Genomic DNA, 26961 nt, shown 5'->3' on the forward strand with positions numbered 1-26961 from the left:
GCTAGGCCGTCCGATACAGGGACGGCTGATGCATGAATGAGATGAGCATGATCGCGGCGGGAAGCGCCGAGTCAGCCCGCACGACGGAGATCGGGCGGCTGCTTGAGGTCGCGGGATCCGCCTCGCAGCTGAGCTTCGATCGGGGCATCGTCGCCGCGCTTGCCGACCATCCCGATCCCGGCATCGCAAGCGCGGGCCAGATCGGCAGCCAGGTGAAGCTGCGCGTCGGGCGCTTGTGGCTGGTCGCCAATGTCCGCTCGCTGCGCATGGCGGATACGCAGAGTGGCATGGTGACGGCGTTCATCGACTTCCTCGGCGAGGCGGAGGAAGCGGCAGGGGACGGCCGCCTCTCCAACTTCCGGCGCGGCGTGACCCGCTATCCGATGCCGGGCGCGCCGGTCTTTCCCGTTTCCGCCGCGGACATGAAGCAAATCTATGCCGCCGACGAGCGTGCCCATATCGAGATCGGCACCGTCTATCCGTCGGAGGATATTCGCGGCGCGCTCTACGTGGATGCGATGCTAGGCAAGCATTTCGCGCTGCTCGGCTCCACCGGCACCGGCAAATCGACCGCGGCCGCGCTGATCCTCCACCGCATCTGCGACGCGGCACCGCAGGGCCATATCCTGATGATCGATCCGCATGGCGAATATGCGGCGGCGTTCAAGCAGCGCGGCCAACTGTTCGACGTCGCCAACCTTTCCATCCCCTATTGGCTGCTCAACTTCGAGGAGCATTGCGAGGTGATCCTCACCTCGGAAGGGTCGGACCGGCAGATGGACGCCGACGTCCTCGCCAAATGCCTGCTTGCTGCGCGCGCCAAGGGAAGGATCGGCCAGGCGCTTTCGCGCCTGACCGTCGATAGTCCGGTGCCCTATCTGCTCTCCGACCTGCTGGGCTTCATCAATACGGAGATGGGCAAGCTCGACAAGGCGGGCGACAGCGCGCCCTATATGCGGCTCAAGACCAAGCTCGAGGAACTGCGCTCCGATCCACGCTATTCCTTCATGTTCTCGGGCATGCTGGTGTCGGATGGCATGGCGAAGTTCCTGGGCGACATCTTCCGCCTGCCGGGTGAGGGCAGGCCGATCTCGATCATCGACGTGTCCAGCGTGCCCTCCGAGATCACCTCGACGGTGGTGGCGCTGCTCTCGCGCATGGTGTTCGATTACGCCATCTGGTCGCGTGGCGAGCCGCAACGGCCGATCCTGCTCGTCTGCGAAGAGGCCCACCGCTACATCCCGTCGGACCGGATGACCGGCGCCTCGGCGGTGCGCAAGATATTGGAGCGGATAGCCAAGGAAGGACGCAAATATGGCGTCTCGCTGGGCCTCATCACGCAGCGTCCGTCGGACCTCGCCGAAGGCGTGCTGTCGCAATGCGGCACGATCATCGCGATGCGGCTCAACAATGATCGCGACCAGGCGCATGTTCGCTCGGCGATGCCCGAGGGCGCACGCGGCTTCCTCGACGTGATCCCGGCGCTGCGCAACCGCGAATGCATCGTCTGCGGCGAAGGCGTGGCGATCCCGATCCGTGTCGCGCTCGATACGCTGGAGCCGGAGCGGCGACCGGCCTCCGAGGATCCGCTCTTCTCCGAACTGTGGAAGGACAGCGGCGGCGAGGCCGAAATATTGCAACGGGTGATCGCGCGCTGGCGCAGCCAGGGGGCGTGAGGGGACGCTTTTCGCATTTGGACGACCACACCCGTTTGGGCTGAGCTTGTCGAAGCCCTTTCCTCCTTTCGAGCTCGGACAAGAATGGGAGGGCTTCGACAAGCTCAGCCCAAACGATGGTGGGGATACCGCCCCGATAGCCGCTATGCCTCGCCCCCGCGCGCCGCTATCCGGCTTCGCACGGCAGCGGAGCAGAGATGGCGCAATGATCGGGTTCGAAGATGTCGGGGCAGCCGCCCAGCGGATCGCGGGCAAGGTCGTCCGCACGCCAGCGATCCACAGCGATGCGATCAGCCGGCTGACCGGCGCGGACGTCTGGCTGAAGCTCGACACGCTGCAGGTGACCGGCGCGTTCAAGGAGCGCGGCGCGGCCAATCGGCTGGCGCTGCTGACCCCGGAGGAGCAGGCGGCCGGCGTCGTCGCCATGTCGGCCGGCAACCATGCCCAGGCGGTGGCGCGCCACGCCGCGCTGCTCGGCATCCGCGCGGTGATCGTGATGCCCGCTTTCACGCCCGCCACCAAGGTGACGCGCACCGCCAAATGGGGCGCGCAGGTCGTCCTCCATGGCGCGACCCTGGCCGAGGCGGCGGCGCATGCTCATGAGCGGGCGGAGAAGGACGGGCTGGTCTTCATCCATCCCTATGACGACGATGCGGTGATCGCGGGGCAGGGCACGCTGGCGCTCGAGCTGATCGAAGACGTGCCGGCGCTCGACATGCTGGCAGTGCCGGTGGGTGGCGGTGGGCTGGTCGCAGGATCGGCGGTCGCGGCGCTGGGTGCGGGCCGCGCGATCGAGACGGTCGGCGTCGAGGTGGAGAGCTATGCCGCCATGGCGCAGGAGCTGGCGGGGCAGCCGGTGGACGTCGGCGGCGCGACCATTGCGGAGGGCATTGCGGTGCGCGATGTCGGCCGGCGGCCGCTGGAAATCCTCCGCACTCTCGGCATCCGGATTCAGACCGTGCTGGAGCATCAGATCGAGAATGCGATCGCGCTGCTCGCCGAGGAGGCGAAGATCGTCGCCGAGGGGGCCGGCGCGGCCGGCGTCGCGGCGCTGCTGGCAAGGCCAGAGCTGTTCCGCGGGCGCACCGTGGGCGTGCCGATCTGCGGCGCCAATATCGACAATCGCGCGCTCGCCAACGTGCTCCAGCGGGTGATGATCCGCGACGGACGGATGATGCGGCTGGTGCTCGACATTCCCGACCGGCCCGGCGTGCTCGGCGAGATCTCAACGCGGATCGGTCAGGCGGGGGCGAACATCATCGAGGTGTCGCACCACCGGCTGTTCACCTCGCCCAGCGTGCAGGCGGCGCGGCTGGAGGTGATGTTCGAGGCGCGCGACGCGACTCACAGCGAGGCGGTGGTCGCCGCGCTGCAGGAACATTATGCGGTGACGCGGCTGTAGGGGGGAGGGGAGCGAGACATTCCCCGCTCCGTTTGTCCCGAGCGTAGTCGAGGCCGGCGACGGCGCACCTTCTCGACTTCGCTCGGGACAAACGGAGCCGGGTTGTGTCAGCCCTTGGCCCGCTGCTTGCGCGGCGCCGTCTCCGGCATGAGGATCGCCGCGACGAGCGCGATTGCCACCATCCCGCTCACATACCAGAAATAGCCGCTCTCCATGCCGGCATGCTTGAAGCTCAGCGCCAGCGTCTCGGCCGAGCCGCCGAACAGCGACTGGCTGACCGCATAGGGCAGGCCGACCCCGAGCGCGCGGACGTGGACGGGGAAGAGCTCCGCCTTCACCACCGCGTTGGTGGCGGTGGCGCAGCTCATGATCGCGAGGCCGGCGACGACCAGCAGGAAGGCGGTCGTTGGATCGTGGGTGGCTCCGATCGCGGTCATCAGCGGAACGGTGCACAGCACGCCCAGGATCCCGAATGCATATTGCAGCGGCTTGCGGCCGATCCGGTCTGACAGGGCGGCGATCGGCGGCTGGATCAGCAGCGCGACGAAGATCGCGGCGGCGCAGATGGTGCTGGCGACCGGCTTGGTGAAGCCGGAGGTCACCACCAGATATTTCTGCATATAGGTGGTGTAGGTGTAGAAGGCGACGTTGCTGCCCATGGCGAGCGCGAAGGCGATCAGCACGGAACGGCGATGCGATCGCCAGAGCTCGCGCACGCCGCCGGCAGTGCGCTTCCTGCCCTTTGCCTCCGCCTCGAAATCGGGAGTTTCGTCGATGCCGCGGCGGATCCAGAAGACGGTGAGCGCCAGCGCCGCGCCGGCGACGAAGGCGACGCGCCAGCCCCATTCGGAGAGCGCCGCCTCGCCGAGGCCCGCCGACTGCATCGACAGCAGCAGGCCGAGCGCCAGCAGCTGCCCGCCATAGAGCGTCACATATTGGAAGCTCGACCAGAAGCCGCGATGGTCGGGATGGGCGACCTCGGTCAGATAGGTCGCCGCCGCGCCATATTCGCCGCCGAGGCTGAGGCCCTGGATGATCCGCGCGAGCATCAGCAGGAGCGGCGCCGCGATGCCGATCTCGGCATAGCCTGGCGTCAGCGCGACGAGCAGCGAGCCACCGCCCATCAGCGTGACCGACCAGGCGAGCGCGGTGCGTCGGCCGTGCCGGTCGCCCACCCGGCCGATCAGCCAGCCGCCGATCGGGCGCATCAGGAAGCCGATCCAGAAGATGCCGCTGGTCGCCAGGAACTGGGCGGTCTGATCGGTGCCGGGAAAGAAGGTCTTGGCGAAATAGAGCGAGAAGGCGGAGTAGACGTACCAATCGAACCATTCGACGAGATTGCCGGCCGAGCCGCCGAGGATCGATCGGATACGGGTCACGCGGCGATGTCTCCCACATCGAACAGGCCGATCCGCGCCACCTCTGCGGCGGTCAGGCGGATGCCGAAAATCTCCGCCAGCGCATGGCGCCATGCGTCCGGCGTGTCGAGCGTGCGTTCGATCGAGCCGCTCGCATCGCGGATCGAGAGGGCGCGTTCCATCAGCGTGGCGTGGCCGCCGGGCAGGACGATGCCGGCGATGCGCCAGCCGGTGAAGCGGGATTCGGGAGCGGTCGCGATCCAGTGATTGGCCTGGACGAAGTCGCTCGCAAAGGCCGGCGCGGTCTCGAAGCTGTACTGGCGCTGCCAGCCGGTGGCGCTGCCGCCGTCCCGCTCCAGCATCCAGCCGAATTGCGCGTCGCGGCGCAGGCGATGCAGCGCGCCATCGTCGGTGCGATGGACCCGATCGGCCTCGAGCGGCATCACCGGCATGTAGGCGCCGCCGAAGCCGGCATCGGCGATCCATTCATGGCCGGCGAGCGTGACGAGATTGAGCGTGTGGGTCTGGCCCGGCACGTCCGTCGCCATCAGCCAGACGCGTGCGATCAGCGGGCGTGCGGCGAAGCCGAGCGCGATCAAGGCGCGGAGGAAAAGCTGGTTCTGCTCGAAGCAATAACCGCCGCGCCGGGCGGTTACGAGCTTGGCAAACACGGCGTCGGGATCGAGGCTGATGCCGCGGCCGAGCGGGATGTCTAGATTCTCGAAGGGAATGGCGAGCCGCTGCGCACGCTGGATCGCGGCCAGCCCGTCTTCCGTCGCGGCGGGCGCGGCGGCTAGGCCGATGCGGTCGAGATAGCGTTCGAGGTCGATCGGTGGCGCGTCCGTCATCGGGCAGCGCCGCCCCGTTCCGCCGCCGCCGGGGATGCGGCGGCGAAGTCGAGGCCGCGCGGTTCGCGCGCGTGGGCCGTCATCAGGCGGCTGGCATCGTGTAGGCGCAGAGCTTGTTGCCGTCGAGATCGCGCATATAGGCGGCATAGAAGAAGCCGCCGCGATCGCCGGGCGCGCCTTCGCAGCTGCCGCCGAGCGAGAGCACCTTGGCGTGAAAGGCGTCGACCGTCGCGGGATCGGAGAGCTGCATCGCCACCATCGAGCCGTTACCGGCGGTCGCGGGCTCGCCGTTGAACGGCCCGAGCACGCCGAACTGGATCTTGCCGTCCTTGGCGAAGACGGTGCCGCCGCTCGGATGATCGAACAGCTTGGTCATGCCGATGTCGCCGAGCAGATCGGCGTAGAAAGCGTTGGCCTTGGGAAGATCGTTGGAACCGACGGTCACATATCCGAGCATATGTCTCTCCTCTCGCCCGGCCGTGCCGGCGAGTCCGGAACGGCCGGGGTCGTCTCTAAAGGGCGCTTGGCGAACTGTGTACCGATAAATCCAGCCCTGATGTCGTGCGCGGCACCATTGGTCCATCGATCCGCGTCATGCTGGACGCGTTCAGCCCCAGGGAGGGTGATCGGCATGCCAGCCAAGCGCTCGCCGATTGCGATCGAAGGGTGGGCAGCCCATATTCCCCCTCATGGCGATCCAGATCCGCACCAGCCTCGAAGAGCCCGAGACCGGCCAGACGTTCATCCCCCACCGCCCGCAGCGCCCGGACAAGAGCGAGGGCGGCAGGCGGTTCAAGATCGTATCCGATTACGAGCCGTCGGGCGATCAGCCGACGGCGATCGCCGAGCTGGTGGCGCAGGCCGAGGCGGGCGAGCGCGATCAGGTGCTGCTCGGCGTCACCGGATCGGGCAAGACCTTCACTATGGCCAAGGTGGTCGAGCAGCTGCAACGCCCGGCGCTTGTGCTGGCGCCCAACAAGATCCTGGCGGCGCAGCTCTATGGCGAGTTCAAGAGCTTCTTCCCGGACAATGCCGTCGAGTTCTTCGTCTCCTATTACGACTATTATCAGCCCGAGGCCTATGTGCCGCGGTCGGACACCTATATCGAGAAGGAAAGCTCGATAAACGAGGCGATCGACCGGATGCGTCATTCGGCCACGCGCTCGCTCCTCGAGCGGGACGACGTGCTGATCGTCGCTTCGGTCTCCTGCCTCTATGGCATCGGCTCGGTCGAGACCTATTCAGCGATGATCTTCGATCTCAAGAAGGGCCAGACGGTCGATCAGCGCGAGATCATCCGCAAGCTGGTGGCGCTGCAGTACAAGCGCAACGACGCGGCCTTCGCGCGCGGCACCTTCCGGGTGCGCGGCGACAATCTGGAGATCTTCCCGTCCCACTATGAAGACAGCGCCTGGCGCATCGCCTTCTTCGGCGACGAGATCGAGGAGATCACCGAGTTCGACCCGCTGACCGGCAAGAAATCGGTGAGCCTGGACAGTGTCCGCGTCTTCGCTAATTCCCACTATGTGACGCCCGGGCCGACGATGAAGCAGGCGACCGAGGCGATCCGCTTCGAGCTCGCCGAGCGGCTGAAGGAGCTCAATGCCGAGGGACGGCTGCTCGAGGCGCAGCGGCTGGAGCAGCGCACGAATTTCGACCTGGAGATGATCGCGGCGACCGGCTCCTGCGCCGGCATCGAGAATTATTCGCGCTTCCTCACCGGCAGGCTGCCGGGCGAGCCGCCGCCCACCCTGTTCGAATATCTGCCTGAGAATGCGCTGCTGTTCGTCGACGAGAGCCACCAGACGGTGCCGCAGATCGGCGCGATGGCGCGGGGCGACCATCGCCGCAAGATCACCCTTGCCGAATATGGCTTCCGCCTGCCCAGCTGCATCGACAACCGGCCGCTGCGCTTCAACGAATGGGATGCGATGCGCCCGCAGACGGTGTGCGTCTCGGCGACGCCCGGGCCGTGGGAGATGGAGCAATCGGGCGGCGTGTTCGCCGAGCAGGTGATCCGGCCGACCGGCCTCATCGATCCGCCGGTGGAGATCCGCCCGGTCGAGAGCCAGGTCGACGATCTGGTCGGCGAATGCCGCGAGACGGCGGCGAAGGGCTATCGCACGCTGGTGACGACGCTCACCAAGCGCATGGCCGAGGACCTGACCGAATATCTGCACGAGGCGGGGCTCAAGGTCCGCTACATGCATTCCGACGTCGAGACGCTGGAGCGTATCGAGCTGATTCGCGACCTCAGGCTCGGCGTCTACGACGTGCTGGTCGGCATCAACCTACTGCGCGAGGGGCTCGACATCCCCGAATGCGGGCTGGTCGCGATCCTCGATGCGGACAAGGAGGGCTTCCTGCGCTCCGAGACGTCGCTGATCCAGACGATCGGCCGCGCGGCGCGCAATGTCGACGGGCGCGTGATCCTCTATGCCGATCGCATCACCGGATCGATGGAGCGGGCGATGGCGGAGACCGACCGCCGTCGCGCGAAGCAGGAGGCTTATAACGACGAGCATGGCATCACGCCGGCGACGATCCGGCGTTCCATCTCCGACATCGTCGGCCATCTCGCGTCCAAGGATCAGGTGACGGTCGACACCGGCATCGAGGATCGGCCGCACATGGTGGGGCACAATCTGCGCGCCTATATCGAGGATCTCGAGAAGCAGATGCGCAAGGCCGCCGCGGACCTGGAGTTCGAGGAGGCCGGGCGGCTGCGCGACGAGATCAGGCGGCTGGAGCAGGAAGAACTCGGCCTGCCGGTGGAGGAGCATCGCGCGCCGGCCAAGGGCCGCGCGAGCGAAGGCAAGCCGGGCACGCGCAAGCTGCGCTACGGCAAGACGCAGCGCAAATGGGGCCGATAGCGCCAAGCGGCTGCAGCCGTTGAAAAAGGGTTTGGCGAGGGGCTGATCCGGCAGACGGCGCGGGCGCGCCGGGGAAGCGCCGTCCATCGCGTCGATTGCGGAACCAACCCCTATTATCGGTGGTTTTCGCGCCATATCACAATGAGGAGGCATCGATGACCGCGAGGTTGGCGATGACGGTGGCCTTCGCGGCGGCGCTCGTCGCGATGCCCGTTGGTGCGAACGCGAAAAGGGCGGCAGCGTTCGAAACCCGGATGCCGGCCAAGATGATCTTTACTGGATTGACTGCCGTCGGTCGCGAGCCCGCCCGCAGCCGCTACATGCTGATCGACGACCTGCCTGAAACCTATGGATCGAAGCCGCAGGGCGTGCAGGTGCGCTGGCGCGTCAACCGGGTGAAGGTGAAAGTGCCGTTCGCGCTGAACTGATCCGGTCGGAACGGGATCTGGCCGGTCTGCGGCATGAGGGGCTTTCCCTCGTCGGGCGGATCGGCGAGGATAGGGCGATGCGTATCGTCCTTCCGTCCGCTCTCGCCGGCGCGCTGCTGCTGTCTGCCTGCGTGCCACAAACCACCGAGCAAGGCCCACCGCCGCCCCGATTGCCGGTGGTGCTGCCCGAAACGCCGCCCCCGCCGCCGGTGGCAAGCGAGGATTGGCGGGACATTCCCGTGACGCCCGGCGGCTGGACCTGGCGCAACGACGCGCGCGGATCCGTAGCCATGTTCGGCGTGGCCGGCCTCGATGCGCAACTCGTGATACGCTGCGATCGCGCGACCCGCCGCATCTATGTTTCGCGCCCGGGCGCCCTGGCCATCGGGCAGGAGGCGATCATGGCTATCACCACCTCGGCCGGCACCGCCAGCTATCGCGCGCAGCCGACCGGCGGCACCCCGCCCTATGTGGCGATACAGCTGGGCACGACCGACCCGTTCCTCGACAAGATCGCCTTCAGCCGCGGCCGCTTCGTGATCGCGACCACCGGCTTTTCGCGCCTGGTGGTGCCGAGCTGGCCCGAATTCGGGCGAGTGGTGGAGGATTGCCGGAAATAAGCGGCGCGCGGCTCGTTTCCTTTCCCGGCGGGCGGGGAAGGAGACGCAGGCCATGATCCGCAAGCTGAAATCCGGGGAATACAGGCTCTACTCGCGCAAGACCGATCCCAAGACGGGCAAGCGCCGCAACCTCGGCACCTTCGCCAGCCGCGCGGCGGCGGAAAAGCATGAGCGCGAGGTGCAGTATTTCAAGCGCCATTGAATGAGGGAGAGTGCCCGCGGCGCGGATGGCGCGGAAGCCTGAGATGATTGCCAGGAAAATTTTTTAATACAAGTCTTGTTCGGCGACTCGCGATGATTCACCATCGTCCTCGTTAGCAATTTTGCGAAAGGAGGTGATCCGATGTCTCATGGTTCAGCTGAGAGGTCGGCTCGGTCCGTTCGGGGAACGCGGTTCTAAAACCGCCAGGGTTTCCCGGGCCGGCACCTTCCGGCCGCTGACCATGTTAGGGGATCGCCGGGGTGAGAGCCCCGGCGGTCCTTTTTCGTTTTTGCGGATGTTCGATGTGTCCGTGCTTAGGTGCGAAGTCCCAAAACACGCGGCATCAGCGTCTTTTTTCTTCGTCATCCCGGCTCGCCGGGTCGCCTCGCTGATCCGGGATCCATTAGCCGCAGCGTTGCCGATAAGACGCTACGCTGCGGCAAAATGGATCCTGACTTTCGTCAGGATGACGGGTGGAATTGTGGCCGAACCGATGGGCACCCTAGCGGCAATCCCTGTGGCAATGGGACGAGTTGGCCATGCCAAGAGTCCCACACCCCGATCCGCTCTATCCCGTCGTCTGGGCTGATACGCCCAACGGACCGGATAGACCCCCAACCCCCGCCGTCTCCGGCCTGCCGGACGATGACGATCCGTTCCAGCTCAACCTCGACGAAGCGCTGGTGCGCAAGGCCGACAATGACACGGTCGACCGCTGGAAGACCTTTTCCGGCCCGTGGTTCGACGCGCGCGGCGAGGAGGCCGCGGCACGCTGGAAGGACATCGAGCAAGGGCTGAACGAGATCGTGCGTCGGCCACTCGGCGAGCTGGCGACCACGCGGCAGCGGAACATGTACCGCGACATCATGGCACCGCGGCTTTCGGCCTGGGGCGACGAGGCGCGCGCCCATGGCGAACGCGAGACCCAAGCCTTCAACGACAGTGAATCCCGCCGACGTCAGGATCTGGCCTTGGCAGCGATGCGCCGCGGCGCGCGATTGAATGACATACGCGCCGTAGCGGACGGCGAGCGGCGCCTCGTGGGCGAAGTGCGCGGGCGTAGCCGCCGGCAGGGCCTCGATCCGGACACGGCAAGCGTGGCGGAGAAGGATGCACGAGCTGCGGCGCATGCGGATGTAGTCGAGCATCTGGCGCAGCATGATCCACAGCGGGCGCAGGACTGGCTGAACGCGCGCGCCGGAACGATCGGCGATACGGCGAAGGTGGATCGGCTGCACAGCATGCTGCAGCCCTATGTGGCGGAGCAGCAGGAAGACGGGTTGGCCGACCTGATCCGTGGGGAGGTCAGCGATCTGGCGGCTCAGTATGTCGCCGTGGATGCGAGGGGGCTCGACGCGGACACCTCGAAACGGCTGAAAGATCGTCTCGCAAACAAAGCTGCGCGAGGTGTCCAGCCGTCGGGCGATATGTATCGTAGCGGAAGCAAACTTCTCCGCGATTCTTCGGCAGATTCTGATGGCGGGGAAGAAGCGGCTACGGCACCCGGCGGCCCGGAAGGTGCGCCCGATGTCGCAAACCCGCTTGCCCATACTACGGAAATAGCCGATTCGAATGCCGCAACGGAGTCTGCGAAAGAAGCTGGCCCGATTCGGCTGTCCGGCGGTTCCCAGGGAGGAATCATCGTTCAAAGACCCGAATATCGCGTTCAGCCGCCCCATTATGAGCAGTTGCCCGACGGCCGATGGGTATTCGGCCGATACGAAGGTCTACCGGGATCGGGTGAGGCCCATTTTGAGGAATATGAGGATCCGGATCTTGCAGCCTGGAAAAGCGTGACCTCCTTCGCGGGGGACATGCTGCCGATATTGGGCTCAGTAAAATCCGTAGAGCAGCTTATTACGGGAAAGGATTTGATCTCTGGCGAACCGATTAATCGTCCGATGGAAGCAGCCGGACTGGCGTTGGGGATCATACCTGGCGGAAAATTGGCTGCGAAAGGTTTTAGGACGCTCGGAAGAAAGCTTGGATCAAGAGCCTCTCAGAAGCACGTCGCGAAATATGTAGCTCAAGGCTTTACTCTCAAGCAAGCGGAGTATCTCGCCCAGCCTTATAAGGGAATGGGTCATCATTTTATTCCTCGAAGAACGGGGCTTCCTAAGAAACTAAGCGACAGCTCCCTTAATGTTCTGAAGCCGCGAGGCATGACCCGCGGTGAGTTTTACGAATTGCATTTCAAAGTCGATCCGAAATTTTTCGGCGCCCGATTTCCAAAACGGGTAGGCGGTAGCTGGAGCGGCCGCCGGCTTGGGCTTGAGAAATATGATCGCGCCGGAAGGCTTTGGCATGGCAGTCCTTCCCCGCTTAAAGCTACTGTCGGCGGCGCCGCTGCCGGCGGTACCGGGGCGTATCTTTACGGGGACAATGAGCATGAGTGAGCTTCGCAGCTTCGCCACATTTGAGGCATCATTTCCGGACGATTTATCCGAATCGGAAGATGAAGACGAGGTGACGCCGGGTGGCAGAAATATCTGCGTTGCACTGCGGGGCATGCTTCAGAGTCTGGGTCTCAGCGTTTCCGCGGTCGACCAGTATCAATTCTATGGCTGGGAAATGGTCGCCTCAGACGGAAAATATAAATACTGGCTCATGCTTCAAGGTGCAGAGCCGTGGTTGCTTATGGCAGAGCCCCGAGGCGGTTTTTTAATGCGGAAAGCGCCGGCACAGGAGGCATTGCGCCAGCTGCTCATTAAATTAAACGCGGAAATTGGTCGCGACGCGCGCTTCGGGGATGTGCTCTGGTACACCCCCGAGGAATATCAGACCGGAGAGACGGGCGGCGCGCGAACGCCCTGATCGGTAGGAGGCGCGAGATCCTAGCAGCAATCCCCGCGGCAATGGGACGAGTTGGTCATGCCAAGATTCCCACACACCGATCCGCTCTATCCCGTCGTATGGGCTGATACGCCCAACGGACCGAGTCCCGCAACCCCCGCCGTCTCCGGCCTGCCGGACGATAACGATCCGTTCCAGCTCAACCTCGACGAAGCGCTGGTGCGCAAGGCCGACAACGACACGGTGGACCGCTGGAAGACCTTTTCCGGCCCCTGGTTCGACGCGCGCGGCGAGGAGGCCGCGGCACGCTGGAAGGACATCGAGCAAGGGCTGAACGAGATTGTGCGTCGGCCGCTGGGCGAGCTGGCGACCACGCGGCAGCGGAACATGTACCGCGACATCATGGCACCGCGGCTTTCGGCCTGGGGCGACGAGGCGCGCGCCCATGGGAACGCGAGGCGGCGGGCCTTCAACGCAGCGGAATCGCAGAGGCGCCAGGATATCGCGCTGGCGGCGATGCGGTGCGGCGCGCGGCTGAACGATATGGGCGCCGTGGCGGATGGCGAGCGGCGGATTATCGGCGAGGTACGCGGGCGCAGCCGCCGGCAGGGCCTCGATCCGGACGCGGCGAGCGCACTGGCAAACCGTCTTTCGTGATAAGCGCGGATGGATCGCGTCTCTGGGAGATCGGGCGGGATAATAACGAAATATCGATACGATCGGTGGGAGATCCGAAGCGTCCGGGACGCTGGGAAAAATTTCAGGAAAGCGCCGCGGACTACAGATATAATCGGGAAACGGGGCGTTGAGTCCCGTCTTGGATTGTCCGGATTCCATACATTCAATCCTGACCTGCCACGGTCTCCCAAAGCTGTGCGAATCGGCTTGATATGTTCCCTGAATGTTCTAGAAATATTCGCCTATCCGGGGAAGCTCTGGCTGGTTGCCGGTGAACCACGAAGGGAGAGAGGCAATGAATATTGTCAGTGCGCTGTTCGCGTTTCTGCTTGCGACCAGTGCAAATGCCCCTTCCCCCTCAAATGATTTGACGCTCTTCAAGGGAACGATCGAAGGCGCAACGTTAATAAATATTGATTACGGCGAGGAAGGTCAGGAGCTTATTCTGCCACCAGTGGTTATTGATCTATATCTCGTAAAAATTCGAAATATATCTGGAATCAGGATAAATGATCACGCTGTGATAAGAGTGCTGATGCACGGCATGCCTCGTAGCAACGTACAAATTTATATTCTTGCGAGAAAGCAACCTGATGGAGAATTGAAAATTATTACATGGGATTTCAAACGTAATGGAATATGTATTTATAGTGATCTTGTAGAGGAGGAAAATTTACAGATTATTTTTCAGGATGTATTAAAAAATCATCGAAGCATACTGCGTAAGAGTTGCCTTGAGTAAAATACTGTCTGAGTTTCCGTGGGTGGGGCAAGTATGTTTGGGGCATGTGTCTCATCGATTGGCGCACACCATTATAATGTGATCAAGGCAACCAATTTAGTTTAAGAAAAGAATTTTTGAACATACCCACACGATCGTGGGGATATGACCTAAGGTCGTGACTACGGACCGTCAAAGATAAGCTTCAAATAACCTACGACGTTCGTCATCGCCGATCAGGTTGTTGGCGCGAACGATGAAACCAGTGCCGCTACAGAAACTTCAGTATCGCCTTGAGCGTCTCTTCCGGCGCTTCCTCCGGCAGGAAATGGTCGCTGTCGATCGATCGGAAGGTGGCGTCGGTCGCCTGTCCCGTCCAGGCGGCGGGGACGTCGAAGAGCTGGCCGGTGGAGAGCGAGCGTGAGCCCCATAGGATCAGCAGCGGCGCCTCGATCGGGCGGTCGGCATCCGCATCGTCATGCGCCATGTCGATGCTCGCGCCGGCGCGATAATCCTCGCACATGGCGTGCAGGCCCTCGGCATTGCCGTTGGTCTCCAGATAATCGGCGAGCGCATCGGGATCGTCGCCCATCAGCTTCGCGCCGCCGGCGATGAGCATTTTGGGGTCGAGCATCATTTCGGGCAGCGGCTCGGGCCGCGGCAGCAGCACCCAGATCCACAGGTTGCTCGCGACCTTGTAATCCATGTTGCGGTAGATGTGGGTGGTGGGCACGATGTCGAGCAGAATGCCGCGCTCCACCCGGTCGCGATGATCCTTCATCAGCCGCCGCGCGACGCGGGCGCCGCGGTCATGGCCGGCGACGCAAAAGGTCGAATGGCCGAGCGATGTCATCAGCGCCGCCATGTCGGCCGCGCTGCGCCGCTTGGAATAATCGCCGCGCGCCGGCTTGTCGCTGCGCCCATAGCCGCGCAGGTCCGGCAGGACGAGGGTGAAGCGTTCGGCCAGCCTCGGCGCCTGGTGGCGCCACATGATATGCGATTGCGGCGCGCCGTGGAGCAGCAGCAGCGGCGGGCCGGACCCGCCGGTCACATAATGGATGCCGGTGCCGTCGTCGACGGTGAAGCGCCCGGCCGTGTAGCCGGGGAAGAAATCGACAGCGGCCATCGCATCCTCATCCATGGACCGCCTCTTGCTGGGCGGATCCCGAGCAGAGCATGGCGGCCCGAAGCCCGGCAAGGAGTGTTGTCTGTGAGAACGGGCTTTCAGCGGGATTGCGCCGGACCGGCCTGCGGCGTTAGGGGCTAGGGGTACGACTCCGCTGCATCCGCAGCCCGCCTTTCGGGGATTCGAATGACCGTCATCATCAAGGAAGCCGACCTGATCGAGAGCGTCGCCGACGCGCTGCAGTTCATCTCCTACTATCACCCCATGGATTATATCCGCGCGCTCGGCGTCGCCTATGAGGCGGAGCAGGGCCCGGCCGCCAAGGATGCGATCGCGCAGATCCTGACCAACAGCCGGATGTGCGCCGAGGGGTATCGTCCGATCTGCCAGGATACCGGCATCGTCACCGTCTTCATCAAATGGGGTCAGCAGTGCCTGCTGGAGAGCGACAAGAGCCTCCAGGAGGTGGTCGACGAGGGTGTGCGCCGCGCCTATCTCCACCCGGAGAATCGCCTGCGCGCCTCGATCCTCAAGGATCCCGCGTTCAGCCGCGTCAACACCAAGGACAACACGCCGTGCGTGCTCAACGTCGAGATGGTGCCTGGCCATCATGTCGACGTGCAGGTGGCGGCCAAGGGCGGCGGATCGGAGAACAAGTCCAAGTTCGCGATGCTGAACCCGAGCGAGTCGATCGTCGACTGGGTGCTCGAGATGGTCCCGAAGATGGGTGCCGGCTGGTGCCCGCCGGGCATGCTCGGCATCGGCATCGGCGGCACCGCCGAGAAGGCGATGACGCTCGCCAAGGAATCGCTGATGGGCGATATCGACATGGCGCAGCTCAAGGCGCGCGGGCCGCAGACCGACATCGAGAAGCTGCGCGTCGAGATTTTCGACAAGGTCAATGCGCTCGGCATCGGCGCGCAGGGGCTGGGCGGCCTCGCCACCATCCTCGACGTCAAGATCCTGGATTATCCGACCCATGCGGCGTCCAAGCCGATCGCGATGATCCCCAATTGCGCCGCGACCCGTCACGCGCATTTCCACCTCGACGGATCGGGCCCGGCCTATCTGGAGCCGCCGAGCCTGGACGAATGGCCCAAGGTGGAATGGGCGCCCTCCAAGGAGTCGATCCGCGTCGACCTCGACACGCTGACGCCGGAGATCGTCGCCTCGTGGAAGCCCGGCGACCGGCTGCTGCTCAACGGCAAGATGCTCACCGGGCGCGACGCCGCGCACAAGCGCATCCAGGACATGCTGGCCAGGGGCGAGGAGCTGCCGGTCGATTTCAAGGGCCGGGTGATCTATTATGTCGGCCCGGTCGATCCGGTGCGCGATGAGGTGGTCGGCCCCGCCGGCCCCACCACCGCGACGCGGATGGACAAGTTCACCGAGATGATGCTGGCCGAGACCGGGCTGATCGCGATGGTCGGCAAGGCCGAGCGCGGCCCGGTGGCGATCGAGGCGATCAAGAAGCACAAGGCCGCCTATCTGATGGCGGTCGGCGGCGCGGCCTATCTCGTCGCGCGGGCGATCAAGGGCGCGAAGGTCGTCGGCTTCGAGGATCTCGGCATGGAGGCGATCTACGAGTTCGACGTGAAGGATATGCCGGTGACGGTGGCGGTCGACGCCACCGGCGAGAGCGTGCACCACACCGGCCCGCTGGTCTGGCGTGAGAAGATCGCGAAGGAGCGGCTGCTGGAGCAGGCCTGATGCGCCGCTGGCTGAAGCGGCTGGGGGGCGCGCTGCTGGCGCTGCTCGTCCTCCTGCTGCTCACGCCGATCCTCCTCCCGCCCTTTCTCGACCGGGTCTATTATACCGGCCCCAAATCCGCGCATTTCGACGGGCAGCGCTTCTTCAATCCCGATGAACCCAAAGGGGGGGCGCCGAAATATTTCAACCCGGCGCGCATCCTGCGTTTCGTAACCGGTGGGGAGCGGACGCCCTGGCCGCGGCACGTGCCCGTCCAGCCGGCGCATCCGCCGCGCAAGGTGACGGGCGATACGATGCGGGTGACCTGGATCGGCCACGCGACGGTGCTGATCCAGACGCAGGGGCTGAACATCCTTACCGATCCGATCTTCTCGGAACGGGCCTCGCCCTTCCCCTGGTTCGGCCCGCTCCGGGTTCGCGAGCCGGGCGTCCGGTTCGAGGATCTGCCGAAGATCGATCTCGTCCTCGTCAGCCACAACCATTACGATCATATGGACCTGCCGACCCTGGAGCGGCTATGGTCCCGCGACCGGCCGCTGATCGTCACCAGCCTCGGCAATGACACCATTCTCGGCTGGCACGGCATCACCGCCATCGCGCGTGACTGGGGACAGAGCGTCGCGGTGAAGCCGGGCGTCGCGGTGATCCTCGATCGCGTGCATCATTGGGGCACGCGCTGGGGCAAGGATCGTTCCCGCGCGCTATGGTCCGGCTTCACGATCACGATGCCGCATGGCGGCAACGTCTTTTTCGCCGGCGATACCGGTCCGGGCGATATGCGCTGGCCGCTGGAGGCGAAGGCACATGGGCCGATCCGATTCGCGATGATCCCGATCGGCCCCGAGCGGCCGCGCGCGATGATGCATCCCAATCATGTGGATGGCGCGGATGCCGTCCGCGTGTTCACCTTGCTCGGTGCGAAAAGCGCGCTGGCGATCCACTGGGGCACCTTCCAGCTCGGTGCCGATGGGATAGACGAGCCGGTGGACTCGATGCACAGGGCCGAAGCGGCCCAAGGCGTCGATCCGCAGCGCTTTCGCACCACCGGTGCGGGCCAAGCCTGGCTCGTGCCGAAGGTGCGATAGCGGAGCGACCTGCGTCGCGATCAGGTCCTTCTCCACGCTTTCGGAAGAGGCCAGTAAGCCCTCAGGCCTTCTCCAGCGTACATTGGAGCGGATGCTGGTTCTGACGGGCGAAGTCGATCACCTGACCCACCTTGGTCTCGGCGACCTCGTAGGTGAAGACGCCGCACACGCCGACACCCTTCTGATGGACGTGCAGCATGACGCGCGTCGCGTCCTCGATGCTCATGCGGAAGAACCGCTGGAGCACGAGCACGACGAACTCCATCGGCGTGTAATCGTCGTTCAGCATCAGGACGCGATAGGGCTGCGGCTGCTTCGTCCGCGTACGGGTGCGTGTTGCGACGCCAACGCCGGTGCCGCCTTCCGCATCACCGTCCTTGCGCGTGGCCATCGCCTGAGGGGCAAGCGCGTGGTGCATATTTTCCATGAATCTCCGTGGCACAAAGATATGGTGCGTCGGCCCCGGGGGCAAGAGCGTCGCGCGCCATTCGTCGGACATGCGAAAACGGCCGCCCCGCTGGAGCGACCGTTCCTGCTATGCAAACCGCGCGGAGTGCGCGGGAAGGCGCTGCCGATTAGAGCGCGGTAGCCTTCAGCTTTTCCATCGCCACGGTGTAGCGGGTCGAGATCGGCTGGAAGATCTCGCCGGCGAGCTTCACCATATGCTCGCTGACCTTCGATGCTTCGGTGATCGCCGAGTCGAACGCGGTCTTCGCATAGTCGCTCTGGAGCTGATACAGTTCCGACGGCGACTTGGCGCCGGCGAAGCTCTTGAAGGTCGCGGTCGCGGTCTCGAAGCTCTTCTTGCCATATTCGACGGCTTCCTGGCCCAGCGTCTCGGCGCCCTTGGCGGCCACGCGCGACGAGGTCACGATCGCCTCGACATTGCCCTTGGTCAGGTCCGTAAGCTCCTCCACGAACTTGGAGCTCTTTTCCATTGCAGCCTTGGCGCGCTCGTTCAGATCACCGAACATCGCCTGCACCTTTTCCGTCGCCATAATCTTCGTTCCTTTCTGCGCCGGCGCGGACGCGATGGTCACGCCTGCCGTGGTCGTGGGAGTAGCAGCCTCAGTTGCCTCACTCGCCGAGGCGACTTTTGCCGCCTTCGTCTTGGGCTGCGCGACGACGGCCTCGGGGGCCGGCGGCTCGACAGCCGGGGATGCGGCGAGGGTTTCGGCCGCAATTTCCACGGCATCGGCCGGAGCCTCCGCCGCAGCGCTTGTCGCCTCCGCCGGGGCTTCGGCCTGGACAGAGGAGCTCACGGGAAGCGCGTCCTCGGCGGAAGCCGTCGCCTTGCGAGGACGTTTCGCCGCGGGCGAGCCCGGCTTCTTGTCCGCTGGGGTTTCGGACATGCACTGCTCCCGAGATTCGATGTTGCAATGCACAAATAGAGAGTCGGGGGGGAATTGCAAGAAGTTTTTGTGCACTGCAACAAAGTCGTCACAGCCACCCTGCGCCGGGGCGGACGGCCCCTGCGTCAGCGGGTTCTCACATATCGGCCTGGCGCATCCTCGATCGCCGGAAAGGCTCCGTTGCCGGGAATGCGCGCGTTTTCGGCCACAACACGGGCGCTTGCCTGATCCTCGATCCATTGGATCCAATCGGGCCACCAGCTCCCGGCCACTTCCTTCGCGCCCGCAACAAACTCTTGAAGCGTCCGATGGTTTCCAGGATTGGTCCAGTATTGATATTTTTTTGCCGAGGGCGGGTTCACCACGCCGGCGATGTGACCTGACCCGGCAAGCACGAAGCGCTTCGGCCCGGCGAGATGGTGCATCAGCTTCCATACGCTTTCAGCCGGCGCGATGTGATCCTCCCGTCCGGCTTGGATATAGCTGGGCGTCTCTACGCGGCTGAGGTCGATCGGCGTGCCGTCGATCGTGACGCCGCCGGGCTGGACCAGCTTGTTGTCCCGATACAGATCCTCGAGATAGGCGCGGTGCCATTTGGCCGGCAGGTTGGTGTAGTCGCCATTCCAGTGGAGCAGGTCGAAAGGCGGATATTCCTGGCCGAGCAGATAGTTGTTGACCACATAGCTCCAGATCAGGTCGCGCCCGCGCAGCAGGTTGAACGTGGCCGCCATATAGCGCCCGTCGAGATAGGCGCCTTCACTGGTGAGCATCGAGATGAGCTTCATCTGATCGTCGTCGACGAACAGGTTGAGATCGCCCGCGCCCGCGAAATCCACCTGGGCGGTGAAGAAGGTCGCGCTCTTCACCTTCTGCGCCTCGCCCCGCGCCGCGAGCAGGGCAAGCGTCATCGCCAGCGTCGTGCCGGCGACGCAATAGCCGATCGCATGCACCCCCTCCACGCCGAGCAGTTCGCGCACCGCGTCGATCGCGTCCACCTGGCCGCGCAGCACATAGTCGTCCGCGGTGATGTCCGCCATGCTGGCATCGGCCGATTTCCAGGAGACCACGAAGACGGTCAGCCCCTGTTCCACTGCCCAGCGGATAAAACTCTTCTGCGGCGAGAGATCGAGAATATAATAGCGGTTGATCCATGGCGGGAAGATGACGAGAGGCGTCTCGAACACCGTCTCGCTGGTCGGTGCATATTGGATGAGCTGGTAGAGCGGCGTCTCGCGGACCACCTTGCCGGGCGTCGCGGCGATGTTGCGACCGAGCTCGAAGGCGTTCGGGTCGGTCTGGGTGAGCTGGCCCTTGCCGAGATCGGCCAGCATATATTCGAGGCCCTTCAGCAGATTCTCGCCGCGCGTCTCGATCGTCTTCTCGAGCACCTGCGGATTGGTGAGCGGGAAGTTGGACGGGCTCATCGCGTCCGCGAACAGGCGGGTGACGAACCGGATCTGCTCGCGCTGGCGCGCGTCGACGCCGCTGATCGCATCCACGCTGCTCAACAGATGCTCGCACAGCATCAGATAGGTCTGCCGAATCAGATCGAACACCGGATTGTCGCGCCATTGCGGGGCGGCGAAGCGGCGATCCTTGTCCGCGGGATTTGCTGGCGCCGTATCGGGCGCGGGTGGGGCGAGAAAGCGCTGCCACAGGCGGATGCTGTCGTTCCAGAACGCATTCTGCACCTCGGCCGCGCGATTCGGGTCGAAGAACAGGGTGGCCAGCTTCTTACCGTCGCCGCCGTCCGCCTGGCTCATCGCTTCCATGACCATCTGCTGGGCGCGGCCGATGATCCAGGTCCAGTGCTGCAGTTCCTCCAGCGAAGGCATGTCCGGGATGGTTTTTTCGCTCGCGTCGGCCATCGCCCTTCTTCCGCTGACAGTGGGTGCTTTCCGCCCTATAAGGCCCCCACGACGCACAGGCGATCCCCGCCGCGTCGAAGAGGAACCCATGAACGACGATTTCTACCGCATCCGCAGACTGCCCCCCTATGTCATCGCCGAAGTGAACGCGATGCGGGCGGCGGCGCGCGCGGCGGGTGAGGACATCATCGATCTGGGCATGGGCAATCCGGACCTGCCGCCGCCGCCGCACGTCATCGACAAATTGTGCGAGGTCGCGCGCAAGCCCGACGCGCACGGCTATTCCGCTTCCAAGGGCATTCCTGGCCTGCGCCGCGCGCAGGCAGGCTATTATCAGCGCCGCTTCGGGGTCGAGCTCGATCCCGAGAGTGAGGTGGTGGTGACGCTCGGCTCCAAGGAGGGGCTGGCCAACCTTGCCCAGGCGATCACCGCGCCGGGCGATGTCGTGCTGGCGCCCAATCCGAGCTATCCGATCCACACGTTCGGCTTCATCATCGCCGGCGCCACCATCCGCTCGGTGCCGACCACGCCGGACGAGCGCTATTGGGACGCGCTCGACCGGGCGGTGAAGTTCACGGTGCCCAAGCCGTCGGTGCTGGTGGTCGGTTATCCGTCCAACCCGACCGCCGAGGTGGTCGACCTCGCCTTCTACGAACGGCTGGTCGCCTGGGCGAAGGAGCATCAGATCTGGGTGCTCTCCGATCTCGCTTATTCCGAGCTCTATTATGACGGCGTGCCGACGCCCTCGATCCTGCAGGTGCCGGGCGCAAAGGACGTGGCGGTGGAATTCACCAGCATGTCCAAGACCTACAGCATGGCGGGCTGGCGGATGGGCTTCGCGGTCGGCAACAAACAGCTGATCGCGGCGCTGACTCGGGTGAAGAGCTATCTCGATTATGGCGCCTTCACGCCGATCCAGGCGGCGGCGGTGGCGGCGATCAACGGACCGCAGGACATCGTCGATCAGAATCGCGAGCTCTACAAGCGCCGCCGCGACATATTAGTCGAGAGCTTCGGCCGCGCCGGCTGGGAGATTCCGCCGTCGCGCGCCTCCATGTTCTGCTGGGCGCCGCTGCCGCCGGCGCTGGCACATCTCGGCAGCCTGGAATTCTCCAAGCAGCTCCTCACCCATGCCCAGGTCGCGGTCGCGCCGGGCGTCGGCTATGGCGAGGATGGCGAAGGCTATGTGCGCATTGCGATGGTCGAGAATGAGCATCGCATCCGCCAAGCGGCACGCAACGTGAAGCGTTATCTGCAGAGCATGGGCGTCAACAGCGTGGCGAAAAAGGCCGGCTGACACGCCATCCCGGAAATGCTGGCGCATCCGGGATTGTTGCGCCCAATATTGCGGCGGCCGCCCCTGGCGAGGGGCGCCGCCGTTCAGGCATCCACCGTCATCCGTTCGATCAGGGGAAAAAGCTCGCGATTCTCGCGCACGATGCGCACCGAGAGCGCATCGAGCAAATCCTCCGTCTCGGCGCGAAAGGCGTCCCAGCCGCGGGTGATCGCATCGTGAGTCCAGATCGCCATCCAGACCTCGACACTGTCACGCAGGCCGCCCACCTCGCGGGTGAAATCCTCTGCGGTTTTGGCGAGCTGCGGATCCGGCCCGTCGATCAGCCGTGGATAAAGCATGTCGTCTTCGCGCTGGAGATGCGCGGTGAGCAGTTTGTAGAGGCGATCCCGGCACAGCAGCAGCTCGTCGTTGCGCGCGGCATGCGCCGGATAGAGATGCATGCGGAGCTGATGGGATAGTCGAATCAGCTCGGCATGTTCCGAGCGTAACTGACACGTCGGCATGGGTGCCCAATTCCCCCTCTTAAAAATTGGCCCCACGAGTCGTCACCATTGCGGAGGGCCGTAAACGAAAAATTACCGTCGATACGAAAAGCGGGTGTCAATGCGCGTGCAGCCCCCGGACCGTGCACGGGCTGCGCTCAACCGAGCCGGTCACCATCGGTTTGCGTATCGCTCCGTCGGCAAAGCTGCGCATCGCGACCGAACTTATCCTGCTTGTCGTTCATGGCTTTCCTTTTTCCGGAGCGGCGGAATGCTCCCGTGGACGACGAAAGCAACCGCTGCGGTTGCCGGCGCGTTCCTGCGGCTGGCGGCCAATGTGTTGGAAACACGATATTATGCCGGCGTAACGGCCTTGCCCTTGCGCCCGCATCCACCTGATGGCTTATAGGCGCGGCTTGCCGCTCCGTATCCGGAGGACTGTCCCATGCCGATCCGAATTCCCTTCCTGGCCTTGCTGATCGCGGCCGCCGCGCCTCTGCCGGCGCTGGCCGGACCGATGGAGGCAGTGGTCGCCCGCGCCGTCGCGGCGCCTGGACGTCCGGCCGACATGGTGGCGCTGGACGCGGGGCGGCAGCCGGCCAAGGTGTTGGATTTTCTCGGGTTGAAGCCGGGAGAGCGGGTGCTCGATTTCGCAGCCGGGGGCGGATATTATACCGAGATCCTGGCCCGTTCCGTCGGCCCCAAGGGCATGGTGATCGGCTTCGAGCACCCATCCTTCGTCGAGGAGGAGAAAGCGAGGAAGGGCTGGGAGGCTCTACTCGCGCGGCAGAAGAATGCGCGGCTGATGTCCGTGCCGATCGGCCAGTTCGCCGCCGCGCCGAACAGCTTCGATTTCGTGCTGTTCCACCTCGTCTATCATGATCTCTACTGGGAAAGCGAAAAGTACAAATATCCGCGCATCGATCCAGCGCGGGTGCTGTCGATGTTATTCTCGGTGGTGAAGCCGGGCGGCATCGTCGGCGTCGTCGATCATGTCGGGCCAGCAGGTGATACGCGCGAGGTGGTGGAGAAATTCCACCGTATCGATCCCGAGACGATCAAGGCGGATTTCGCCAAGGCGGGATTCGTGCTCGACGGCGAATCGGATCTGTTGCGCAATCCTGGCGATGCGCACGACAAGCTGGTGTTCGATCCTGCGATACGCGGCAAGACCGATCGCGTCATCCTGCGTTTCCGCAAGCCGGGTTGAGTGCGCTGTCGCATCCGCTGATGTCCGAAATCGCCGTCTCCGATATCGCGCATACCATCCAGCTCGCGCTCGCCCCTGTCTTCCTGCTCACGGGAATCGCCGGCTTGCTGAACATGCTGGCCGGGCGGCTGGCGCGCGTCGTCGATCGCGCGCGCAAGATAGAGGGTGCCTTTACGCCCCTCGATGATCCGCGCCATCCCGATCAGGTAGCGGAGCTGCGCATCCTCGATCGCCGCATCGCGCTGGTGAACATGGCGATCCTGCTCTGCACGACGAGCGCGGTCGCCGTCTGCGTCGTGGTGGCGGCATTGTTCGTCGCCAGCCTTGCCGGGCTCGGCTTTGCGCGGACGATGGCGGGGCTCTTCGTTTTCGCGATGGTGCTGCTCATTGCCGGGCTCTGCTTCTTCCTGGGCGAGATCCGCATCGCAGTGCGTTCCATCCGCATCCGCGATGAGCTTCTGGAGCGCGGCGAGCGTCCTTGAGGGACGCGCGGCTGTGGCAATGCAGCTCCTATCGCCTGCGCCGAGCGTCTCGAAGCGCTCCTCACATCTTGAGCGTCGCGAGTAAATCTGAGCCGTCATGTCAGCGGAAGCTGGAATCGCTTTCGAAAAGGCGCTCTGCTCGTGGCAGAGCGCGATCCCGAGCTTGCTCTAAGCCTTTGCTGTCGCATCGTTTCTGCGGAAAACCGGTTCCCACGTTTCGTCACGATGCTCTCGCTGGGACGACGTGTTTCGAGCCATCGCCATTTTCACAATGGCTCCCAGCGTGGAGGATCACTCTCCGCGGCTGCGACCTTACGCCGCTTAGCCGAAAACCGTCCGTGCCGAGATGGCGTTGGCCAGCGGCCGTCGCGATTCCGCGTCGGCAATGTTGCCCAGGGTGGTGCGGGCGATGCTGGTCAGCGCTTCTTCGGTGAGGAAGGCCTGATGGCCGGTGACGAGCACATTGGGGAAGGTCAGCAGCCGCTGGAAATCGTCATCCTGGATGATCTCGTTGGAGAGATCCTCGAAGAACAGATCTGCCTCCTGCTCATAGACATCCAGCGCCACGCCGCCGATCCGGCGGCTCTTGAGGCCTTCGATCAGCGCGCGCGTATCGATCAGGGCGCCGCGGCTGGTGTTGACGATCTGTAGCCCCGGCCGCGCCGCTTCGACGGCCGCGGCATCGATCAGGTGATGGGTGTCGGGGGTCAGCGGGCAATGCAGCGTCACCACATCGCTCGAGACGAGCAGCGCATGGCGATCGACATAACGCACCCCGATCGCCAGCAGGTCTGGATCCGGCCGCACGTCATGCGCCAGCACCTCGCAGCCGAAGCCGAGCCGCAGCGAGCGGGCGACCAGCGCGCCGATCCGCCCCGTGCCGACAACGCCGACGACGCGGCCGTGGAGATTCCGGCCGATCAGCCCGTCCAGCGCGAAATTATTCTCGCGCACCCGTGCCCAGGCGCGTGCGATGTTGCGATCGAGCGCGAGCAGCAGGCCGATGGTGAATTCGGCGACGGCGTGCGGTGAATAAGCGGGCACGCGCACCACCGCGATGCCGAGCGCTTCTGCCGCGACCAGATCGACATTGTTGAACCCGGCGCAGCGCAGCGCGACGAGACGGGTGCCGCCGGCTGCCAGCTTCTCGAGGGTGGGGCGGTCCACACGGTCGTTCACGAAGACGCAGACTGCGGGATAGCCTTGGGCCAAGGCGGCGGTGCCGGCATCCAGCCGCGCCTCGAAGAAGGTCAGCGCATGGCCGAAATCGCCGTTCGCCGCCGCGAGGAAGCGTTCGTCATAGGGCTTGGTGGCAAAGACGGCGACGCGCATGGCGACAGAACAGCCGGCCCGCGCGGATTCGTCAATTGCCCCGCGAAAGGATCAGGCCCGGGTCCGGGCGGAAGCGTCGGTGGCCGCGCGTTGGTCGCCCGCGTCCATTTCGGCGCGGGAGAGGGCGATCGAGACGCCGATCCGGTCCATCATGTGGGGAATGGGAGGGTTTGCCTTCCACACGCCGATCGCGATCGCGTCGATCGCGGGGAAATGGTGCATCAGGCCGCGGGCGATCGCTTCGGCGAGCGCTTCCAAGGTGTGGAACGCAGCGCCGCCTGCCATCTCCACAATCGTACCGGCCATCGCGTCGTACCGTACCGAGGCATCGAGCCGATCGTCGTCATGCGTGGCGACTGGGGCGAGGTCCGCATCGATATCGAAGACGAATTTCTGGCCGAGCCGGCGCTCTTCCTCGAAGATGCCGTGATAGCCATAGACCTGAAGGCCCTTGATCTGGATCGTCGTGCGCATCACGCCGACTCCTCGTGAATAAAATGGGTCGGAAAATCCGACGGCCCAGGCGCGCGGCACGATTACGCCCCGCGCTGCCCGATGGTAGTCCATCCTGAACGCCAGTCACGCGAGGCGGCTCGCCTCTATCCGAAGCCGCGGAAAAGCTCAATCGGCGAGAAGAAAGCCCGTCGCCGTAATCCGCCGCGCGTTGCGGCGCCTGGGCTGCGGCCTAGGCTCGGCGGTGGACCAGCCCGCTGCACCGAGCCGGCAACCGCCTGAAAGGAGCCTACGATGAGCGACATCGATCCCGAAGCCTTTGCCCGCCTCGCCCGCGAGGTACGCATCCTCACCGATATCGAGGCGATCAAGCGACTGCGCTACGCCTATTGCCGCTGCATGGACACGGCGCGGTTCGACGAGTTTCGCGAGCTGCTGACCCCCGAATTCTCGTGCCGTTATATCGGCGCCTCCTATGAATTCGTTGCCAATGGGCGGGACGAGTTCGTCCAGATGATCCGGGAGAGCTTCAACACCAAGGTGGGCGCCACGCATCAGCTCCACCATCCCGAGATCGACATAGTCGACGAGACCCACGCCGAGGGCCGCTGGTATCTGCAGGACGTGGTCTACAAATATCTCACCAACGAGCTGATCTACGGCACGCTGATCTATGACGATCGCTACGAAAAACGGGCGGACGGGTGGAAGCTCGCCCACAGCGAATATTATCGGGTGATCGAGGTGGTCGAATTCCCGCCGCGGCCGCCGCGTTTCACGGGGCGGTATCTGGAGGAGCATGGCTATCGCTTGCCGGAGTAGGGAGGGGTTCCCTGGTGATGCACACGCCACAGGCGGGAGATTCTGCTTCTTCGTCATCCCGGCTCAGCGGATCGCTTCGCTGATCCGGGATCCATTCGCCGCAGCAGTGCCGATAAGACGCGACGCTGCGGCAAAATGGATCC

26 protein-coding genes and 1 riboswitch are annotated in these 26961 nt (G+C 64.5%); of the genes, 16 read left to right on the plus strand and 10 right to left on the minus strand.

Annotated features, from left to right (window positions below; all coding sequences use genetic code 11):
- Positions 1-32: 32 nt before the first annotated feature.
- Entirely contained in the window at positions 33-1676 is a 1644-nt protein-coding gene (locus GQY20_RS02410) for an ATP-binding protein (protein ID WP_157215436.1), read from the plus strand.
- A 205-nt stretch (positions 1677-1881) separates the two neighbouring features.
- Positions 1882-3078, plus strand: a complete 1197-nt coding sequence (locus GQY20_RS02415; protein WP_157215437.1) for a threonine ammonia-lyase — start codon at positions 1882-1884, stop codon at positions 3076-3078.
- Between the two features lie 107 nt (positions 3079-3185).
- On the opposite strand, the gene GQY20_RS02420 is transcribed toward GQY20_RS02415, so the two are convergent.
- The 3 genes from GQY20_RS02420 to GQY20_RS02430 form a co-directional block, all read right to left on the minus strand.
- Complete coding sequence (locus tag GQY20_RS02420) at positions 3186-4457, minus strand: MFS transporter (protein WP_232475851.1); 1272 nt, start codon at positions 4455-4457, stop codon at positions 3186-3188.
- Positions 4454-5284: an arylamine N-acetyltransferase family protein gene (locus GQY20_RS02425; protein WP_157215439.1), complete on the minus strand. Its 831-nt coding sequence runs from the start codon at positions 5282-5284 to the stop codon at positions 4454-4456. Before GQY20_RS02425 ends, GQY20_RS02420 begins: the two co-directional genes overlap by 4 nt.
- Positions 5285-5366: 82 nt before the next feature.
- On the minus strand, positions 5367-5741 hold the full coding sequence (locus GQY20_RS02430; protein ID WP_157215440.1) for a VOC family protein: 375 nt from the start codon (positions 5739-5741) through the stop codon (positions 5367-5369).
- A 232-nt stretch (positions 5742-5973) separates the two neighbouring features.
- Between GQY20_RS02430 and uvrB the strand changes: the two genes are divergently transcribed.
- From uvrB to GQY20_RS02470, 8 genes are all read left to right on the plus strand, one after another.
- Complete coding sequence (gene uvrB, locus GQY20_RS02435) at positions 5974-8157, plus strand: excinuclease ABC subunit UvrB (protein WP_157215441.1); 2184 nt, start codon at positions 5974-5976, stop codon at positions 8155-8157.
- 155 nt (positions 8158-8312) lie between these two features.
- Positions 8313-8585, plus strand: coding sequence for a hypothetical protein (locus GQY20_RS02440; protein ID WP_157215442.1), 273 nt, complete (start codon positions 8313-8315; stop codon positions 8583-8585).
- 77 nt (positions 8586-8662) lie between these two features.
- The gene (locus tag GQY20_RS02445) at positions 8663-9205 is read left to right on the plus strand and encodes a hypothetical protein (RefSeq protein WP_157215443.1); all 543 of its coding nucleotides are present in this window, start codon (positions 8663-8665) and stop codon (positions 9203-9205) included.
- A 52-nt stretch (positions 9206-9257) separates the two neighbouring features.
- The gene (locus GQY20_RS02450) at positions 9258-9407 is read left to right on the plus strand and encodes a hypothetical protein (RefSeq protein ID WP_157215444.1); all 150 of its coding nucleotides are present in this window, start codon (positions 9258-9260) and stop codon (positions 9405-9407) included.
- A gap of 539 nt (positions 9408-9946) precedes the next feature.
- Entirely contained in the window at positions 9947-11803 is a 1857-nt protein-coding gene (locus GQY20_RS02455; RefSeq protein ID WP_157215445.1) for a pre-toxin TG domain-containing protein, read from the plus strand.
- Positions 11796-12221 carry a hypothetical protein gene (locus GQY20_RS02460; RefSeq protein WP_157215446.1) on the plus strand — a complete coding sequence of 142 codons (426 nt, stop codon included), beginning with the start codon at positions 11796-11798 and terminating at the stop codon, positions 12219-12221. Before GQY20_RS02455 ends, GQY20_RS02460 begins: the two co-directional genes overlap by 8 nt.
- Before the next feature lie 57 nt (positions 12222-12278).
- Entirely contained in the window at positions 12279-12857 is a 579-nt protein-coding gene (locus tag GQY20_RS02465; protein ID WP_157215447.1) for a hypothetical protein, read from the plus strand.
- 316 nt (positions 12858-13173) lie between these two features.
- Positions 13174-13620: a hypothetical protein gene (locus GQY20_RS02470; protein ID WP_157215448.1), complete on the plus strand. Its 447-nt coding sequence runs from the start codon at positions 13174-13176 to the stop codon at positions 13618-13620.
- 250 nt (positions 13621-13870) lie between these two features.
- On the opposite strand, the gene GQY20_RS02475 is transcribed toward GQY20_RS02470, so the two are convergent.
- The gene (locus GQY20_RS02475) at positions 13871-14740 is read right to left on the minus strand and encodes an alpha/beta fold hydrolase (RefSeq protein WP_198350814.1); all 870 of its coding nucleotides are present in this window, start codon (positions 14738-14740) and stop codon (positions 13871-13873) included.
- 171 nt (positions 14741-14911) lie between these two features.
- On the opposite strand from GQY20_RS02475, the gene GQY20_RS02480 reads away from it, so the two are divergent.
- Both GQY20_RS02480 and GQY20_RS02485 read left to right on the plus strand, forming a co-directional pair.
- The gene (locus GQY20_RS02480) at positions 14912-16435 is read left to right on the plus strand and encodes a fumarate hydratase (RefSeq protein WP_157215449.1); all 1524 of its coding nucleotides are present in this window, start codon (positions 14912-14914) and stop codon (positions 16433-16435) included.
- Entirely contained in the window at positions 16435-17520 is a 1086-nt protein-coding gene (locus GQY20_RS02485; protein ID WP_157215450.1) for an MBL fold metallo-hydrolase, read from the plus strand. Before GQY20_RS02480 ends, GQY20_RS02485 begins: the two co-directional genes overlap by 1 nt.
- 61 nt (positions 17521-17581) lie before the next feature.
- On the opposite strand, the gene clpS is transcribed toward GQY20_RS02485, so the two are convergent.
- The 3 genes from clpS to GQY20_RS02500 all read right to left on the minus strand — a co-directional run bounded on the left by clpS (position 17582) and on the right by GQY20_RS02500 (position 20740).
- Entirely contained in the window at positions 17582-17938 is a 357-nt protein-coding gene (gene clpS, locus GQY20_RS02490) for an ATP-dependent Clp protease adapter ClpS (protein WP_408641049.1), read from the minus strand.
- A 157-nt stretch (positions 17939-18095) separates the two neighbouring features.
- Entirely contained in the window at positions 18096-18872 is a 777-nt protein-coding gene (locus GQY20_RS02495) for a phasin family protein (RefSeq protein ID WP_157215451.1), read from the minus strand.
- Between the two features lie 125 nt (positions 18873-18997).
- Complete coding sequence (locus GQY20_RS02500; RefSeq protein WP_157215452.1) at positions 18998-20740, minus strand: PHA/PHB synthase family protein; 1743 nt, start codon at positions 20738-20740, stop codon at positions 18998-19000.
- An 88-nt stretch (positions 20741-20828) separates the two neighbouring features.
- Here GQY20_RS02500 and GQY20_RS02505 point away from each other — a divergent pair, with 88 nt between their 5' ends.
- Positions 20829-22037 carry an LL-diaminopimelate aminotransferase gene (locus tag GQY20_RS02505; RefSeq protein WP_157215453.1) on the plus strand — a complete coding sequence of 403 codons (1209 nt, stop codon included), beginning with the start codon at positions 20829-20831 and terminating at the stop codon, positions 22035-22037.
- Between the two features lie 83 nt (positions 22038-22120).
- On the opposite strand, the gene GQY20_RS02510 is transcribed toward GQY20_RS02505, so the two are convergent.
- Positions 22121-22540, minus strand: a complete 420-nt coding sequence (locus GQY20_RS02510; protein ID WP_157215454.1) for a hemerythrin domain-containing protein — start codon at positions 22538-22540, stop codon at positions 22121-22123.
- 424 nt (positions 22541-22964) lie between these two features.
- Here GQY20_RS02510 and GQY20_RS02515 point away from each other — a divergent pair, with 424 nt between their 5' ends.
- Entirely contained in the window at positions 22965-23729 is a 765-nt protein-coding gene (locus tag GQY20_RS02515) for a class I SAM-dependent methyltransferase (protein ID WP_232475853.1), read from the plus strand.
- 20 nt (positions 23730-23749) lie between these two features.
- Positions 23750-24211, plus strand: a complete 462-nt coding sequence (locus GQY20_RS02520) for a DUF2721 domain-containing protein (protein WP_157215455.1) — start codon at positions 23750-23752, stop codon at positions 24209-24211.
- A 321-nt stretch (positions 24212-24532) separates the two neighbouring features.
- On the opposite strand, the gene GQY20_RS02525 is transcribed toward GQY20_RS02520, so the two are convergent.
- Positions 24533-25543 carry a 2-hydroxyacid dehydrogenase gene (locus GQY20_RS02525; RefSeq protein WP_157215456.1) on the minus strand — a complete coding sequence of 337 codons (1011 nt, stop codon included), beginning with the start codon at positions 25541-25543 and terminating at the stop codon, positions 24533-24535.
- A gap of 51 nt (positions 25544-25594) precedes the next feature.
- Positions 25595-26017 (minus strand): dihydroneopterin aldolase, encoded by a 423-nt coding sequence (folB, locus tag GQY20_RS02530; protein WP_157215457.1) that lies wholly within the window; start codon positions 26015-26017, stop codon positions 25595-25597.
- Between the two features lie 36 nt (positions 26018-26053).
- A riboswitch (ZMP/ZTP riboswitch) is annotated at positions 26054-26136 on the minus strand.
- Between the two features lie 154 nt (positions 26137-26290).
- On the opposite strand from folB, the gene GQY20_RS02535 reads away from it, so the two are divergent.
- Positions 26291-26818 (plus strand): nuclear transport factor 2 family protein, encoded by a 528-nt coding sequence (locus GQY20_RS02535; RefSeq protein ID WP_157215458.1) that lies wholly within the window; start codon positions 26291-26293, stop codon positions 26816-26818.
- Positions 26819-26961: the final 143 nt, after the last annotated feature.

The organism is Flavisphingomonas formosensis, from assembly GCF_009755815.1.
In the GTDB taxonomy this organism is placed as follows: Bacteria; Pseudomonadota; Alphaproteobacteria; order Sphingomonadales; family Sphingomonadaceae; genus Flavisphingomonas; species Flavisphingomonas formosensis.